General features: G+C 61.8%; 14 protein-coding genes. 9 read left to right on the forward strand and 5 right to left on the reverse strand.

Annotation, left to right across the window (positions count from 1 at the left end; all coding sequences use genetic code 11):
• Positions 1 to 70: 70 nt before the first annotated feature.
• From IE093_RS08930 to mpl, 3 genes are read right to left on the reverse strand one after another with little or no spacing between them, the layout of a single operon-like run.
• Positions 71 to 694 (reverse strand): LysE family translocator, encoded by a 624-nt coding sequence (locus IE093_RS08930; RefSeq protein ID WP_189468306.1) that lies wholly within the window; start codon positions 692 to 694, stop codon positions 71 to 73.
• Positions 691 to 1,323, reverse strand: a complete 633-nt coding sequence (locus IE093_RS08935) for a flavin prenyltransferase UbiX (RefSeq protein ID WP_189468308.1) — start codon at positions 1,321 to 1,323, stop codon at positions 691 to 693. Before IE093_RS08935 ends, IE093_RS08930 begins: the two co-directional genes overlap by 4 nt.
• Positions 1,310 to 2,695 carry a UDP-N-acetylmuramate:L-alanyl-gamma-D-glutamyl-meso-diaminopimelate ligase gene (mpl, locus tag IE093_RS08940; protein ID WP_189468310.1) on the reverse strand — a complete coding sequence of 462 codons (1,386 nt, stop codon included), beginning with the start codon at positions 2,693 to 2,695 and terminating at the stop codon, positions 1,310 to 1,312. Before mpl ends, IE093_RS08935 begins: the two co-directional genes overlap by 14 nt.
• A 240-nt stretch (positions 2,696 to 2,935) precedes the next feature.
• Here mpl and IE093_RS08945 point away from each other — a divergent pair, with 240 nt between their 5' ends.
• Positions 2,936 to 4,195: a 6-phosphofructokinase gene (locus tag IE093_RS08945; protein WP_189468312.1), complete on the forward strand. Its 1,260-nt coding sequence runs from the start codon at positions 2,936 to 2,938 to the stop codon at positions 4,193 to 4,195.
• Between the two features lie 462 nt (positions 4,196 to 4,657).
• Here IE093_RS08945 and IE093_RS08950 read toward each other — a convergent pair whose 3' ends face one another.
• Positions 4,658 to 6,304 carry a protein kinase domain-containing protein gene (locus IE093_RS08950; RefSeq protein ID WP_422730972.1) on the reverse strand — a complete coding sequence of 549 codons (1,647 nt, stop codon included), beginning with the start codon at positions 6,302 to 6,304 and terminating at the stop codon, positions 4,658 to 4,660.
• 262 nt (positions 6,305 to 6,566) lie between these two features.
• On the opposite strand from IE093_RS08950, the gene ppa reads away from it, so the two are divergent.
• Positions 6,567 to 7,097, forward strand: a complete 531-nt coding sequence (gene ppa / locus IE093_RS08955; RefSeq protein WP_189468315.1) for an inorganic diphosphatase — start codon at positions 6,567 to 6,569, stop codon at positions 7,095 to 7,097.
• A 71-nt stretch (positions 7,098 to 7,168) separates the two neighbouring features.
• Here the strand turns inward: ppa and IE093_RS08960 are convergent, their stop codons facing one another.
• The gene (locus tag IE093_RS08960; RefSeq protein ID WP_189468317.1) at positions 7,169 to 8,470 is read right to left on the reverse strand and encodes a DUF2333 family protein; all 1,302 of its coding nucleotides are present in this window, start codon (positions 8,468 to 8,470) and stop codon (positions 7,169 to 7,171) included.
• A 163-nt stretch (positions 8,471 to 8,633) separates the two neighbouring features.
• Between IE093_RS08960 and dsbD the strand changes: the two genes are divergently transcribed.
• The 7 genes from dsbD to purH all read left to right on the forward strand — a co-directional run bounded on the left by dsbD (position 8,634) and on the right by purH (position 16,756).
• The gene (dsbD, locus tag IE093_RS08965; protein ID WP_268247393.1) at positions 8,634 to 10,529 is read left to right on the forward strand and encodes a protein-disulfide reductase DsbD; all 1,896 of its coding nucleotides are present in this window, start codon (positions 8,634 to 8,636) and stop codon (positions 10,527 to 10,529) included.
• Positions 10,530 to 10,737: 208 nt separating this feature from the next.
• Complete coding sequence (gene accB / locus IE093_RS08970; protein WP_189468321.1) at positions 10,738 to 11,205, forward strand: acetyl-CoA carboxylase biotin carboxyl carrier protein; 468 nt, start codon at positions 10,738 to 10,740, stop codon at positions 11,203 to 11,205.
• Between the two features lie 48 nt (positions 11,206 to 11,253).
• The gene (gene accC, locus IE093_RS08975) at positions 11,254 to 12,594 is read left to right on the forward strand and encodes an acetyl-CoA carboxylase biotin carboxylase subunit (protein ID WP_189468452.1); all 1,341 of its coding nucleotides are present in this window, start codon (positions 11,254 to 11,256) and stop codon (positions 12,592 to 12,594) included.
• Between the two features lie 71 nt (positions 12,595 to 12,665).
• Positions 12,666 to 13,580 carry a 50S ribosomal protein L11 methyltransferase gene (prmA, locus tag IE093_RS08980; protein WP_189468323.1) on the forward strand — a complete coding sequence of 305 codons (915 nt, stop codon included), beginning with the start codon at positions 12,666 to 12,668 and terminating at the stop codon, positions 13,578 to 13,580.
• 102 nt (positions 13,581 to 13,682) lie between these two features.
• On the forward strand, positions 13,683 to 14,735 hold the full coding sequence (gene dusB, locus IE093_RS08985) for a tRNA dihydrouridine synthase DusB (protein ID WP_189468325.1): 1,053 nt from the start codon (positions 13,683 to 13,685) through the stop codon (positions 14,733 to 14,735).
• Entirely contained in the window at positions 14,732 to 15,067 is a 336-nt protein-coding gene (gene fis / locus IE093_RS08990) for a DNA-binding transcriptional regulator Fis (protein WP_422730969.1), read from the forward strand. The genes dusB and fis overlap by 4 nt, the downstream gene beginning before the upstream one ends.
• A 96-nt stretch (positions 15,068 to 15,163) precedes the next feature.
• A complete protein-coding gene (gene purH / locus IE093_RS08995; protein WP_189468327.1) occupies positions 15,164 to 16,756 on the forward strand; it encodes a bifunctional phosphoribosylaminoimidazolecarboxamide formyltransferase/IMP cyclohydrolase in 1,593 nt (530 codons plus the stop codon).
• Positions 16,757 to 16,822: the final 66 nt, after the last annotated feature.

Genomic DNA, 16,822 nt, shown 5'->3' on the forward strand with positions numbered 1-16,822 from the left:
GTATATGTGAGGATTCCGCGCACCGCGCAACGCAGCGATTGAGTCGTACAGGCATTTATTCGGTGCTTCCCTAACCGAGGGCCAACCAAACACCAACTCCAACCATCAGCGAGCCGGCGATACGGTTGAGTAGTCGCACATGGGTGCTCTTGCCCAACAAGTGGCGTGCTGTGCGTCCGCCACCGGCATACAACAGCAAGCACAGGAATTCGATCAGCAGAATGACACCAACCAGCGCCAGCAATTGCGACGCCAATGGTAGGGAAGTATCGAGGAAAGGCGGCAACAGGGCGACGAAGAAAGCCCACCCCTTGGGATTGGCCACGGCGGTGACAAAGCCTTGCATCGCCAATTGCTTCCGCGAGGCCTGAGGCGTATCGCGGGCTTCCAGGGGGATGGCCATGCGCCCCCGGGAGCGCCACATCATCACGCCCAGATAGCCCAGATAGGCACCCCCCAACCACTTGAAGATGGCGAACAGTTCCGGCTGACGCAACATCAAGGCTGCCACGCCGGCACCGGCCGCGCTGGCCACCAGGCCGACACCGATCAATTCGCCGACCATCATCCATAGCGTGCGTTTCACTCCCTGGGTCATCCCCAGCACCATCGCCAGCGTCATGCACATGCCCGGCGTCAACGAGACCAGAAAGAACGTCGGCACGAACACCGACAACAACGACAGCTTGATCACTCTCGCTCTCCCCAGCGTGGTAACAAGGCGTGCTCGACACCCAGCTGATTGAGAATGCGAGCCACGATGAAATCGATCATGTCGTCAACGGATGCTGGCCGATGATAAAAGCCCGGGGCGGCGGGCAGGATCACCGCTCCCATGCGCGTAAGCGCCAGCATGTGCTCGAGGTGAATCGCCGATAATGGCGCCTCACGCGGCACCAGGATCAACTGACGTCGCTCCTTCAACGCCACGTCGGCGGCACGTTCGATCAGGTTGTTGCTGGCCCCCGTCGCCACCGCTGACAAGGTACCGGTGGAGCACGGACAGATCACCATCGATGAAGGAGCTCCCGAGCCAGAAGCTACCGGTGCCATCCAGTCCGCGCGGGCGAAGCAACGAATCTGCCCCGCTCGCGCCCCACTGCGTTCACTGAGCGCTTCTGTCAGTCGCTGGGGTTGGGCGGGCAAGCGGCAGTCGGTCTCGGTATCGATCACCAGATGCGCGGCCTTGGAAATCATCACCCACACCTCGTGGTTGGCGGCCACCAGGCAGTCGATCAGCCGCAACCCATACTGGGCGCCCGATGCTCCGGTCAGGGCAACCGTGACAGGCGGTGCGAAGTCGGCCCTGCTAGCCTCCGTCATGCGCCACCTCCAATGCCGCCAGCAACTTGTCATGGATGCCGCCGAACCCGCCATTGGACATCACCACGATCCGGTCCAAGGGCCGGGCTTCATGCACCACGGCGGCGACCAGGTCGTCCAGGTCTCCCACTACCTGACTGGGTACCGGGCTATGCTCGACGACACCGGCCAACGACCAACCGAGTTCGGGCGGCCGATACCACCATACGAGGTCGGCCTCGGCCACACTCTCGGCCAGGCGACCACGCAGGGTTCCCAGACGCATGGTGTTGGAACGTGGCTCGATCACCGCCAGCAACCGCCCTTTCGGCGTTGCGGCGCGCAACCCCCGTAACGTTGCGGCGATTGCCGTGGGGTGGTGGGCAAAGTCGTCGACGACCTGGACGCCGGCCACCTCGCCGCGAACCTCTTGGCGGCGACGCGGAGTTTCGAAACGCGACAACGCCGCGCAACCACGGGCCAGATCGACACCGCAGGCCTTGGCCGCCGCCAAAGCGGCCAAGGCATTACGCGCGTTGTACTCCCCATTGAGATGCCAGTCGACGATAGCGTCTTCGCTGACCTCGGGTGTCTCATGAATCACCTGGAACCGACTGGCATCGGCACGTTCCAGCACCAACCGCCAAGCGCTATCCTCTGCTCTACCGAAACGGGTCACCGGCGTCCAACAGCCCTGCTCCAACACCCGGTCAAGTGCTGGCTCGCCATCGGCAACCAGTAGCTCACCGCTCCCCGGCACGGTACGGACCAAGTGATGGAACTGACGCTCGATCGCCGCCAGGTCGGGGAAGATATCCGCGTGATCGAACTCCAGATTACCAAGGACGGCGATATCGGGTCGGTAGTGGACAAACTTGGAACGCTTGTCGAAGAAGGCAGTGTCGTACTCGTCAGCCTCCACCACGAAGGGCGCCCCCTCACCACCCAGTCGGGCCGACACCCCGAAATTGCGCGGCACACCGCCGATCAGGAACCCAGGCGCGTAGCCCGCGCTCTCCAGCAGCCACGCCAGCAGACTGGCAGTGGTAGTCTTGCCATGGGTTCCAGCCACGGCGATTACCCGCCGACCAGGCAACACGTGCTCGGCCAACCATTGCGGTCCGGAAATATACGGCTGTCGCGCATCGAGCACGGCCTCGACCTCGGGGTTGCCTCGGGAAAGCGCATTGCCGATCACCACCAAGTCCGGGCGCAGTTCGAGATTGACTGCGGCATATTCTTCGAGCAGTTCGATGCCGGCTTCCCGCAGTTGGGTGCTCATGGGCGGATAGACGTTGGCGTCAGAGCCACTGACGCGATGGCCTAGTTCACGAGCCAGCAACGCCAAGCTGCCCATGAAAGTGCCACAAATTCCAAGAATATGAACGTGCATCGACGACTCCTGCCAAACCAGCTTCCTGCCAAGATGGCAGCGAGACTAGCATGCCGCCTTCCGGCTCACCACACGACCGGCCGCAAAGCGGGCAACGGGACGTTGTTAAGTACCTCACGGATGCGCCGACGCCTACTTTCGGCTAACATGACGCGCGATCTTCTCGAATCCACAGGGCCTATGCGAAAGACCGCTTTCGGATACGCCCTTCTCACGATCCCCAGGAGCAAAGCAGCCCCCATGGCCCAGCACAATGCCTTCTATGCCCAGTCTGGCGGTGTCACCGCCGTGATCAATGCCAGCGCCTGCGGCGTGATCGAAGCGTGTCGTCGAGAATCCGACCGGATAGGCAAGGTATATGCCGGTCACAACGGCATTATCGGCGCCTTGACCGAAGACTTGATCGATGTGTCCCAGGAGTCCGATGCCGCGATCGCAGCGCTACGCCATACGCCGGGCGGTGCCTTCGGCTCCTGCCGCTACAAGCTCAAGGACATCGAGACCCACCGCACCCAGTACGAGCGATTGATCGAAGTCTTCAAGGCCCACGACATCCGCTACTTCTTCTACAACGGCGGCGGCGATAGTGCCGACACTTGTCTCAAGGTGTCGCAACTCTCCGAAAAGTTGGGCTACCCGCTGACCGCCATTCATGTGCCCAAGACCATCGACAACGACCTACCGATTACCGACAACTCGCCAGGTTTCGGCAGTGTGGCCAAGTATATCGCCACCTCGACCCTCGAGGCCTCGCTGGATATCGCTTCGATGTGCGCCACCTCGACCAAGGTGTTCGTGCTCGAGGTCATGGGCCGGCACGCTGGCTGGATCGCCGCTGCCGGGGCACTGGCCGGGCAAGGTGAAGGCGAGCCACCGCACCTGGTGATCTTCCCGGAGGTCGACTTCGACCGTGCCGCGGTGATGGCGCGTATCGATGAGGCGGTCAAGAAGTATGGCTATTGCGTGATCGTGGTGTCCGAGGGCGCCCGCTACCCCGATGGCACCTTCCTTGCCGACTCCGGCAACACCGACGTCTTCGGCCACCGCCAGCTCGGTGGCGTGGCCCCGACATTAGCAGGCATGGTCAAGCAGGACCTCGGTTACAAGTACCACTGGGCAGTCGCCGACTATCTGCAACGCGCAGCTCGGCACTTGGCTTCCAAGACCGACCTGGAGCAATCCTATGCGGTGGGCAAGAAAGCCGTGGAGCTAGCGTTGGAGGGCAAGAACGCCATGATGCCGACCATCAAGCGCATCAGCGACTCTCCCTACGAATGGCGCATCGATGCCGCCCCGCTAGCGGAAGTCGCCAACCGCGAGAAGTTCATGCCGCGCGACTTCATTCGCGAGGACGGCTTCGGCATCACGCCGGCTTGTCGGCGTTACCTACAACCGCTGATCGAGGGCGAGGAGTTCCCACCATTCAAGGATGGCCTACCGCAAGTGGCCAAGCTCAAACTGGCCAAGGTCGAGCGCAAACTGCCCGAGTTCAAGCTGTAACGGCCCATCCGTCATGGTTGCGCGGCAAACATATCGCGCAGCGAAGCTGCGCTCCCACCAAACCACGCTGCATCCACCCCTTGTGGGAGCGCAGATTTTCTGCGCGATCCGGCCGTCAGGCTGGTATCTTCAGCTTCATCGCGCAGCGGAGCTGCGCTCCCACCAAATCACGCTGCATCCACCCCTTGTGGGAGCGCAGATTTTCTGCGCGATCCGGCCGTCAGGCTGGTATCTTCAGCTTCATCGCGCAGCGGAGCTGCGCTCCCACCAAATCACGCTGCATCCACCCCTTGTGGGAGCGCAGATTTTCTGCGCGATCCGGCCGTCAGGCCGGTATCTTCAGCTTCATCGCGCAGCGGAGCTGCGCTCCCACCAAATCACGCTGCATCCACCCCTTGTGGGAGCGCAGATTTTCTGCGCGATCCGGCCGTCAGGCCGGCTTGGGGCAGTCATTCAGAACGATCATCTCAGCAACCACGACAGCACCAACAGCAGCAGCAACACCCCCGCCACGCCCTGCCAGAAATTGGCCGGTTCGCGAAACAGGCGGGGGTTGCTGCGCGAGCGTATCTGCCCTTGAGGGTCTCGTAGCGCATACAGGAATTCCGACAGGCGACGGAAGCGCAGCGCCCGCTGTGGATCCAGAGCGCGGCGAAGAGCGTCGTCGAGTGCCGCGCTGATCTCGGGGTTGAAGGTCCGCGCACTGCGATAGGCAAGTTTTTCCAGGTCGGTGTGGCTGCGCAGTTGGTGCGGCGGCAAGGCGTACGGCAATTGGTCGGTCAGCAGCCAATAGATGGTGGATGCCAAGGCGTATTGGTCACTGCGCCGCCCCACATCGTCGTCCAAGGCATATTCGGGCGCACTGTGCTCGGTCAAGCCCAGTTGTCGCGCCAATTCGCGAGAGCGTTTGTGGCCGTCCCCCTCGCGCAGCCGGCAAGCGCTGAAATCGGCCAACACTACCTGGCCATGGGAATCGATCAGCACATTGTCGGGATGAATCTGTTGGTGAAGCAGATCGCGCCGATGCAACGCCTGAACCGCCTTGCCAAGCTGGCGCGCGATATCGAGACGTTGCGCCAGACTCGCTTGAGGGTGGCGGCGAGCCCAGTCGGATAGCCGTTCGCCCTCCACATATGCCATCAGGTAATAGAGATGGCGTCGCGGACGCGAAGGCTCCATGACCTTGGCCACGAATGGTGAGTTGACCCGCTCCACCACCCACTGCTGCAACAGGAAGTGTTCCAGATAGGCATTACGGTTGGACAGCTCAGGGCTCGGCGCCTTCATCACCATGTCGCGTTCACTGTAGGTATCACGTACCCGATAGACCCGCGACTGCGCGGTGCGCGACAACACTTCCCGTATCTCCAGCCCGTCCAGACGATCGCCCGGCAACAGCTCCGGCGGCACCGGCAAGTCGCCGTATAGCTTGCTTGGCTGATCCGTCTCTTCCTCGGGAAGCTGGTCGATACGCACCAGTTGGAAGCAGAACTGCTCGCCACCGTACCCTCGTTCCTGCGCACGTGCCTGGGCCGTATTGGCCAGACGTTCGCAGGCGGCATTGAGATCGCTGACGTCCTGGCGGATCAACTGCACATAGTCGGAAGGCATCAAGGTGCCGCGTACCGCCTGGGTGGTGAACAAGAATATGTCCCCTTGCTTGAGCGGCATGCTGATGTAGTCGATGTCGATGCTGCCATCCAGGCCCAGCGCTCGGGAAGGATAGCGATAGCCACCCAAGTCGGTGACATGGTCGCGGGTGAGCTGCTCGAACTCGGCACCGCGCAGACGGAAGACCAGGGTATCGCCCATGTGGAAGAGGTGCGCTTCGCGACCGCGATAAACCATCGCCGACAGCGACGAGATATAGCTTCCTCCATCCACGTAACCACTCTGACTATGACACCATCCGTTCAGCGCCCGCAGCACCCGGGTCGCCGAGGTCTTGACGTCCCAGTGATCGGGAGTCGAGAAATAATCGGCGAGAAAGCCGCGTACACTGAGGTCGCCGGCCTGCTTGGCAATGGCGTTACGCGAAGTGGAATCACTGATCAGGGCACTGGCACCCTTGACCTGCAGCAACGGCCTTTCGGGAATGCGTACCGACATCGAACTGCGATGATGCCGTCGCTCGGGGGCAACGAAGGCCTGACCAACACTCAGCGATAACTCGGACTCCACCAACGCGGTTCTCCTCGAATCACGACCAGTCTTGCGCGACACTCCATCATACACCCCTAATGCGACAACGACTTGTCAACCAAAGGGGAAATCGTCCGACGATGGCTTTCGTCGCATTGGTAATCAAGCGGGCCTGTTCGTATAATTCGGCGGATTCCACGGCCACCATTTCCATTTCAAGGACCGCACGATGAGCTTCAACAACATCCCTGCCGGCAAGGACCTTCCCAACGACGTCTATGTCGCGATCGAGATCCCTGCCAACCATGCGCCGATCAAGTACGAGATCGACAAGGACATGGACGCGCTTGTGGTCGACCGCTTCATGGCCACCCCGATGTTCTACCCGGCCAACTACGGTTTCATTCCCAATACCCTGGCCGACGATGGCGACCCCTTGGACGCTCTGGTGGTCACCCCCTATCCGGTCCAGCCCGGCAGCGTGATCCGTGCCCGTCCGGTCGGCATCCTCAACATGACCGACGAAGCCGGTGAAGACGCCAAGCTGGTCTGCGTGCCCCACCATAAGCTCTCGGTGCTGTACGACGACGTTCAGGAAGTCACCGACCTGCCCGAGCTGTTGCGCCAGCAGATCGCCCACTTCTTCGAGAACTACAAGGATCTCGAGAAAGGCAAATGGGTCAAGGTCGAATCCTGGGAAGGCGCCGAGGCCGCGCGCAAGGCTGTCGAGAAGGCCGTTTCCGCCTACGACAAAGCCTGAACGCCACGAGACCCCAAGATGCGACGGGCGCCCCTCGGGCGCCCGTCATCGTTTCCGGCGGCGAACACGCCTCAGTTTTCGGCTTCCTCTTCCTCCTCGCCACCATCCTGCGACTCCGGTGCCGACGGCTCCTGTTGCTCCTGCGCGTCCTCCTCGGTCTCGCCTTGCTCCTGTGCAGCACCCTCCTGTTCCTGCGCGGCGCCCTCGGGCTCGCTCTCTTCCGTCGGCGCTGCCTCCTCACCGGAGGACGGCTCTTCTGCCGACGTTTCCTCGGCGCTCTCCGTCTCCGGCTCTAGTGTCTCTGGCGCTGCTGCCTCGGACGGCTCACCCGGCGCCTCGAGTTCCACCCCTTCGAGCCGGGAGGCCAGATCGGCGGCAAGCTCCCGAGCACGCACCGTGTAATTGGCCATTACCAGCGAATGGTTGGCGAACAGCCCGAACCCCGAACCGTTGAGGATCATCGGACTCCAGATTCGGCGTTGCGTCATATTCAGTTCGGCGATCAACTGCTGCCAGCCATCGCTCGCCCCGGCTGCTTCGATCACATCGCCAAAATCGCGCTCCAAGGCTTCGAGCAGATGGATCAGGGCCCAGCCGGTACCCCGGGCCTCGAAGAAGATATCATCGACTTGATACCAAGGGGTCTGTACCGCAAGCTCATCGGCGTCGATATCCACCAGGTCACGCAGCGCCTCACGCTCTCCCACACTGGCCGAGAGCCGGCGGGTCAACGAGTCCAGACGCCCCTCGACACGTGCCAGCCAGCGAGACAAGCCATCGCCACTGGCGGCAAAGCCGGCCGCGCTCCCGTCGGCGAGCCCCCTCAGGTAATCGCCCAATACCTCGTGTGATTGCTCGAGCCGATGTTCGACGGAAGGGTATAGCCAATCCTGGCTACTGGCCATCAGGCGCCGGTGAATTTCCTCAAAGGCATCGTGCTCGGTGGTGGCCAGTTCGGGCAAGGTCTCGGCCATATCGCGAGACTGGCGCAACACCCCATACTCCCAGTTCGGCATGTTGTCGAGCCACAGCCCTGGCGGCATCAAGTCATTACGCAGATAACCGCCAGGCTTGTCGAGCAAGGTCCCGATCGACGCCATCAACGCCGCCGTGGTCACCGCCCCTCGGGCGGCCGGCAAGGTCTTCTCCTGGGCCGCTGCTTCCGCGCCTCCACCACGCTGCATGGTCGATGCCCGCTCCACGTCAAAGGAGGCCGGCGGCCGGCTCCACCAGATACCCAGAGCCATCGTCACCACCAGATAGAGTACGGCCAGCACCAGCAACGGCTTCCATATCCAGCCATACTCAGGGCGCTCCAGCGCCTCCGTGCCGCGCTTGGGATCAGCGGCCTTGCGTTTGCCGAAGATTGACATGGTCACATCCTTGAGCGAGAAGAAACATTGAAAGGCTTGTCCGCGCTAGCGCGACAAAACCGACGGCAACTGCGTTATCCTAGCATGCACATTGGCGCCGGATTGTCGACGTATGTGGACAACGGCCGCCGGTCGGCGTGTAGTCATCCATCGGGCAAAGGGCTTGGCGTTGAAACATCGGTTATCCATTCTGCTGTGCTGTCTGCTGATGCTGGTACCGGCTACTTCCCAGGCACAGTGGTTCTCCAGCGGCTCCAACAAGGATGAGTTCCTGCCGGTACTCGAAGCCTTCCAGGCCAGTGCCTGGCATGACGACGACACCCTGTACGTCGGCTTCGAGAATGCCGAGGGTTATTACCTTTACCGTCACCGTTTCAATGTCGAAAGCCTAGATGACGGCACCAAGCTCGGCGAGCCGATATTGCCGCCGGGAGAGTTCAAGAGCGATGAATTTCTCGGCGATGTATACGTTTTCTATGATCAAGTAGTGTTCGAGGTGCCCTTCGAGGGCAACCCCGATGGCGCGCTCCCCTTCGCCGTGACTTTCCAGGGTTGCGCCGACGCTGGGCTATGCTATCCACCGGAACGCATTACGCTCGACGCCCTACCAGGCTCGGCACCCGCCGTTTTCGCCGACTGGACACTCGATACTGGAGCAAGTGGCGATGCCACGCGGGAATCTCCGCCAACCCCAGCCAGTTCCGCTCCCAGTCTGCAAACCCAGGATGGACGCTTCAGCGCCCTGTTGCTCGATGCCAGCCCTATGCTGATGCTGGGCCTGTTCTTCCTCGCCGGTCTGGGGCTGACTTTCACGCCTTGTGTATTGCCGATGATCCCGATCCTGTCGTCGCTGATCGTCGGCCAGAACCCCAGCCGACCTCGTGCCTTCGGCCTCTCGGCAAGCTATGTCGCCGGCATGGCCGCCACCTATGCCCTGGTTGGCATACTGATGGGACTGTTCGGTGCGGGCCTCAACCTGCAGGCCCGCCTTCAATCAGCCCCGGTACTGATCGTATTCAGCCTGCTGTTCGTGATTTTCGCCTTGGCCATGTTCGGCATCTTCAACCTGCGCCTGTCGCCAGTACTGACCACGCGCATCAATGCCTGGCAGGCGCGAGCCCAACGCAGTGGCCCTGGCGGGCTGGCACTGGCCGGAGCGCTTTCCGTACTGGTGGTATCACCCTGCGTCTCTGCCCCACTGGCCGGGGCACTGGTATTCCTGTCCACCACCGGCGACGCCTTGATGGGGGGGCTTGCCCTGCTGACCCTGGCATTGGGCATGGGTGTGCCGCTATTGCTGGTCGGTACCTTCGGTACCACGCTGATGCCGCGCACCGGCACCTGGATGAATGGCGTCAAGAGTGCCTTCGGGATTCTGTTGCTGGGGGTTGCGATCTGGCTGGTCGAACGTCTGTTGCCGCCACCACTGACATTGTTACTGTGGGCCGCGCTAGCCATCGGTACCGCCATGGCCCTGGGTGCGCTACAAGTCAATACCACCCCAGGTTGGCCACGCTTGCGCCAGGGCGCCGGGGTACTGCTGCTGGTGTGGGGCATCGCGTTGATCATCGGGGCCGCTCGCGGCGCGCACGACCCTCTGCGCCCCTTAGCCCCCCTGGCCAGCTCCGAAGGCCCGAACTCGCCGGTCGCCAGTACCGCTCCTCAAGCCATCGTGACCCGTCTGGACGACTTGAATGCCGAGCTGATTCGAGCCGCCAACCAAGGCCAGCCAGTATTCGTCGATGTCACCGCCGACTGGTGCATCTCCTGCAAACAGATGGAGCGCACGGTCTATTCCAGCCCACAGGTGGCGGAACTGTTGTCAGCCTTTGCCCGCATCCAAGTCGATGTCACCGACACCAATGGCGACAGCCAGACGCTGCTCGAACACTTCAACCTGTTCGGCCCTCCCAGCTTGCTGTTCTTTGCCGAAGGCGAAGAGATCCGTACCGCCCGCATCCAGGGCGAAGTGGATCGTGACAGCTTCGCTGAACACCTCCAGCAGCTCTTGCAATGGCTCTCCGATCGCCCTGACGAGAGGCAGCCCTCGGTATCCTGAAGCTCGGCCATCGAGCATTCGAAACCGTCCACCTTCTGTTGCCCCAGCATGAACTGGACAAGCCTGACGTTTTTCGGCAAACTCCGCCGACAATGGCTATCTAGCTCGCTGGAGACGGCATCTTGCAAGATCGTGCCGTGATCTGGACAAAATTTGAGCAGGTTAACAGCATCACTTTCTATTCATTTCATCCGATCGAGACAGGCTCATGGATATCCGCAAGGTCAAGAAGCTGATCGAGCTGCTGGAAGAATCCAACATCAGCGAAATCGAAATCCAGGAAGGCGAAGAATCGGTGCGCATCAGTCGCCACCCGAATGGCGTGGGCTATCCCTCGGCACCAGTGCCCCAAAGTTACGCACCGGCGCCAGCTCCGGTGACCCCTCCCTCCGCCCAACCTACCCCCGCAACTCCGGAACCCAGCGCTCCGGCGGAGCCTCAGGGCCACGCCGTGGCCTCGCCGATGGTCGGCACCTTCTACCGCGCACCGGCGCCAGGCGCCAAGCCCTTCGTGGAAATTGGCCAGAACGTCAAGAAGGGCGACCCCATCTGTATCGTCGAAGCCATGAAGATGATGAACCAGATCGAAGCCGACACGGACGGCGTGATCGAAGCGGTTCTCGTCGAGGATGGGGAGCCAGTCGAATTCGACCAGCCGATGCTGATCATCGCTTGATGCGAGCCTTACATGACCACTCTCCATGACAACATGGGCGGATCAACAATGTTGGAAAAGGTGCTCATCGCCAACCGCGGCGAGATTGCCCTGCGCATATTGCGCGCCTGCAAGGAACTGGGTATCCGGACCGTAGCGGTACACTCCAAGGCCGACCGGGAACTGATGCATGTACGTCTCGCCGACGAAGCGGTGTGCATCGGTCCGGCGTCCTCCGCACAGTCGTATCTGAATATTCCGGCACTGATCAGTGCCGCCGAGATTACCGATGCCAGTGCTATCCACCCCGGCTACGGCTTTCTCTCCGAGAATGCCAACTTCGCCGAGCAGGTCGAGCGCTCCGGTTTCGTGTTCATCGGCCCACGGGCCGAGACCATCCGCCTCATGGGCGACAAGGTCAGCGCCATCGAAGCCATGAAGAAAGCTGGGGTTCCCACCGTTCCCGGCTCCGATGGCCCACTGCCGGACGATGAAGCAGAAGTATTGCGCATCGCCCGTCGCATCGGCTATCCGGTGATCATCAAGGCTGCTGCCGGTGGCGGTGGCCGCGGCATGCGCATGGTCCACAGCGAGGCCCACCTGCTGGCAGCGATCAGCATCACCAAGAACGAAGCCAATTCCGCCTTCGGCGATAGCACGGTGTACATGGAAAAGTTCCTCGAACAGCCGCGTCACGTCGAGGTGCAGGTGCTGGCCGACGGCCAAGGCAATGCCATCCACCTCTATGATCGCGACTGCTCGCTACAACGTCGCCACCAGAAGGTACTCGAGGAGGCACCTGCGCCCCACCTCGACCAGGAGGCCCGCACCCGGGTTCTCAAGGCCTGCACCGATGCCTGTCTGACGATCAACTACCGGGGCGCCGGCACCTTCGAGTTCCTTTACGAGAACGGCCAGTTCTTCTTCATCGAAATGAACACTCGCGTCCAGGTCGAGCACCCGGTTACCGAGATGGTCACCGGCGTGGATATCGTCAAGGAGCAATTACGGATCGCCTCTGGCCTGCCGTTGTCGATCAAGCAAGAGGACGTAATGCTCGCCGGCCATTCCTTCGAGTGCCGTATCAACGCCGAAGACTCGCGTACCTTCATGCCTTCGCCGGGAAAGGTCACTCTTTATCATCCGCCGGGTGGGCTTGGCGTGCGTATGGACTCGCACCTGTACACTGGCTATACCGTACCTCCCTACTACGACTCTCTGATCGGAAAGCTGATCACATGGGGAGAAGACCGCAAAGCAGCGCTGACCCGGATGCGCAATGCGCTCGACGAATTGCTGGTGGAAGGCATCAAAAGCAACATCGACCTGCATAAGGATTTGGTCCGCGATGGTCATTTCCAGCAGGGTGGCGTGAATATCCACTACCTGGAGAAGAAGCTCGGGGATTGAGACCCGGGCGGACACGCCAACGCGGGGTGGCCATGGCCACCCCGCTCTGCTTCCACCCAAGAGGCGATACCATGCCCTGGCTACAACTCAAGGCTCATATCACCCCCGAACAGGCCGACACCTTGGAGGAGCTGCTGCTTGCCGAAGGTGCTACAGCCATCACTCTGCAGGATGCCCACGACGACCCGGTCTTCGAACCCGAGCGCGGCACCACACCACTATGGCATGACACCGTGCTCACCGGTCTCTACGATGATCTGGAAAGCATCGATGCCATGCTCGAGCGCGTCCGCCAGGCATGGGCGGCGCAAGTTCCCGGCGAACCCTGCCCGGAGATCGAATTCGAACTGCTCGCCGACCGCGACTGGGAACGTGAATGGATGGATGGTTTCCAGCCCCTACGGATGGGAAATCGGCTGTGGATCGTGCCGAGCTGGCACGATGCTCCCGATCCCGGAGCCGTCAACCTGTTGCTCGACCCCGGGTTGGCCTTCGGTACCGGTACGCATCCCACCACGGCGCTGTGCCTGGAGTTGCTCGACGAGTTGGCTGTGACCGGAGGGCTCGAGGGACGCGAGGTGCTGGACGTGGGCTGCGGTTCGGGCATCCTGGCCATTGCCGCCTTGAAGCTGGGTGCAACGCACGCTGTGGGCACCGATATCGACCCCCAGGCACTCCAAGCCAGCCGCGACAACGCCGAACGCAACGCCATCGAGGCATCGCGCCTGACGCTGCGTTATCCCGAACAGCACGAAGCGCGCCCTTTCCCGGTGGTGATCGCCAATATCCTCGCCGGTCCGTTGGTCGAACTAGCCCCCATCATCGCCGGCCAAGTAGCGCCCGATGGACGACTTGCGCTATCCGGGATTCTTGCCGCCCAGGCCGAAGAAGTGCTCGAAGCCTACCGTGACCAGGGCCTTGTCATGGACGAGCCTGTCGAACGCGAAGGCTGGGTGCGTCTGACCGGGTACCGGCTCCGGCGTTGAAGGTCGCATCGACCTGCGACCTTCTTCCGCCTTCACCCGAGCCCAGTCCGTGAGTATGATAGGCCCTCCTTGGCCAATGACAGTAATCAATCTCGAGTGACGATGTCCCTTCACCACCAGAGGATACCGCCCACCATCGGGCCGTATCGACTGCCCAACCAAGTGATTCTGGCCCCCATGGCCGGTGTCACCGACCGCCCGTTCCGACAACTCTGTCGGCGTCTGGGTGCGGGGCTGGTGGTTTCGGAGATGGTGACCTCGGATCCCAGCCTGTGGCATACCCGCAAATCGCGGTTGCGCCTCGATCATCGCGGCGAACCGGGACCCCGCTCGGTGCAGATCGCCGGCGGCGATGCCCGCATGCTGGCCGAAGCGGCACGGCTCAATGCCGAGCAGGGCGCCGAGATCATCGATATCAACATGGGCTGTCCGGCGAAGAAGGTCTGCAACAAGGCTGCCGGCTCGGCGCTGCTGCGCGACGAAGCCCTGGTCGGCAGGATTCTCGATGCCGTGGTCGATGCCGTGGACATCCCGGTGACGTTGAAGATTCGCACCGGCTGGTGCGAGAAGAGCAATAATGCCGTGCGCGTGGCGCGCATGGCGGAAAGCGCCGGTATCGCCGCCTTGGCCGTGCATGGGCGGAACCGACAACAACGCTACAGTGGCCACGCCGAATACGACACCATTGCCAAGGTCAAGGCGGCGGTGAACATTCCGGTCTTCGCCAATGGTGATATCGATTCTCCTTCCAAGGCCGCCGCCGTCCTCGACTATACTGGTGCGGATGCGGTGATGATCGGCCGCGGCGCCCAGGGCAACCCTTGGATCTTCCGCGAGATCGACCATTACCTGAAACACGCGGAAAGCCTGTCGCCACCCACGAATAAAGAGAGGGCTCACGTGATGTGCGGCCATCTCAAGGCTCTGCACGACTTCTATGGGGACTTTATGGGGGTGCGTATCGCCCGCAAGCATTTGGGCTGGTACCTCGCCAATCGCTTATTTTTCCCTCCCCAGGTAGCCAAGTCGCAGCGGGCCATCTTCAATGCGCTGGAGCGGCCTCGGGATCAACTTCAATTTGTGGACGAACTGTTTCGTCACGCGGCAGCCGAGGACGGCTATCGCATGGCAAACGATGGAATGAGTGCAGCATGACCAGCAGGCAAGCGACTCCCAATCATGGCATGACCGCCCACCAGGACTCCCTGGAAGTCGCCGGCACGCCTTCGATGTCTCTGGCGCCCGCGGCACCGGCCCAGGAGCAACCGCTACGTGAAGCGGTCGATGCGGCCATGCGCCGTTATTTCGCCCATCTCGATGGCGAGACCGTGACCGACCTCTATGCCATGGTATTGGCTGAGGTCGAAGCCCCCTTGCTTTCCTCGGTGATGGATTATGTCAACGGCAACCAGACCCGTGCCGCCGAGATACTCGGCCTCAACCGCGGCACATTACGCAAGAAACTCAAGCAGTACGCCCTGATATGAGCAATGCAGGGGAGCCAGGTGCGGCTCCCTCTTTTCATGCCCACGCGCAGGACACCACCGCATACCTCTTCTTTCTAGCTTCAAGAGTCGAATCGAATGGCCAATCAAGCAACCTCCCCTTCGCCACAACCGGTACGCCGAGCCTTGATCAGCGTCTCCGACAAGACGGGTATCGTCGAGTTCGCCCAAGGACTCGCCGAGCATGGCGTCGAGTTGCTGTCCACCGGTGGCACCTATCGTCTGCTCAAGGACAATGACATCGCCGTGCGCGAAGTCAGCGAGCATACTGGTTTTCCGGAAATCATGGATGGCCGGGTCAAGACTCTGCACCCCAAGATCCATGGCGGTATCCTCGGACGCCGTGGTCAGGACGATGCGGTGATGGCCGAGCATGACATCGCGCCCATCGACATGGTGGTAGTCAACCTCTATCCCTTCGCCGCTACTGTCGCTCGCCCCGACTGCACCCTGGAAGATGCCATCGAGAACATCGATATCGGTGGGCCGACCATGGTCCGCGCCTGTGCCAAAAACCACGCCCACACCACCATCGTGGTGGATGCCGGCGACTACGCCCGAGTGCTGGACGAAATGGGTGAGCAAGGCGGCGCGGTCAGCGATGCGACCCGCTTCGACCTGGCGGTCAAGGCATTCGAGCACACTGCCGGTTATGACGCCGCCATCGCCGACTACCTGGGCCAGCGGGTTCCCGGTGGCGAGGATGGATTCCCGCGCACTTACAACCTGCAGTTCCACAAGAAGCAGTCGATGCGCTACGGCGAGAACCCTCATCAGGGCGCTGCGTTCTATGTCGAGAAAGATGCCAAAGAAGCCAGTGTCGCCACCGCCAGGCAATTGCAGGGCAAGGATCTGTCGTTCAACAACGTTGCCGACACCGATGCCGCCTTCGAGTGCGTCAAGACCTTCACCGAGACCGCCTGCGTGATCGTCAAGCACGCCAATCCTTGTGGCGTGGCAGTGGGCAAGACTCTCCTCGATGCTTACGAGAAAGCCTTCGCCACCGACCCCACCAGCGCTTTCGGTGGCATCATCGCCTTCAATGAGCCACTCGACGCCGATACGGCGCGGGCCATCATCGACCGCCAGTTCGTCGAGGTCATCATCGCCCCAGGGGTCAGCGACAAGGCCCAAGCCATCGTCGCCGAGAAGAAGAATGTGCGCCTGCTCGACGTCGGCGACAAGTGGCCAGGCAAGCGTGAGCACGCCCACGACTTCAAGCGCGTCACTGGTGGGCTGCTGGTGCAGGATCGCGACCTGGGCATGGTCGGACGCGATGAGTTGACCGTGGTCAGCGAGCGCGTTCCCAGCGAGCAGGAAATGCGCGACCTGGCGTTTGCCTGGAAAGTCGCCAAGTACGTCAAGTCCAATGCCATCGTCTACGCCAAGCATGGTCAGACGATCGGCGTGGGCGCCGGACAGATGAGCCGTGTCTATTCAGCCAAGATCGCCGGCATCAAGGCCGCCGACGAAGGCCTTGCCGTGCCCGGGTCGGTGATGGCCAGCGACGCCTTCTTTCCGTTCCGCGATGGCATCGACGCCGCCGCCGCGGCCGGCATCACCGCGGTGATCCAGCCCGGCGGTTCGATGCGCGACCAGGAGGTGATCGACGCCGCCAACGAGGCAGGTATCGCGATGGTATTCACTGGCATGCGCCATTTCAGGCACTAAAGCTCGAAGCTCGAAGCTCGAAGCTCGAAGCTCGAAGCTCGAAGCTCGAAGCTCGAAGCTCGAAGC

Source organism: Litchfieldella qijiaojingensis (genome assembly GCF_014651875.1).
Lineage (GTDB): Bacteria > Pseudomonadota > Gammaproteobacteria > Pseudomonadales > Halomonadaceae > Litchfieldella > Litchfieldella qijiaojingensis.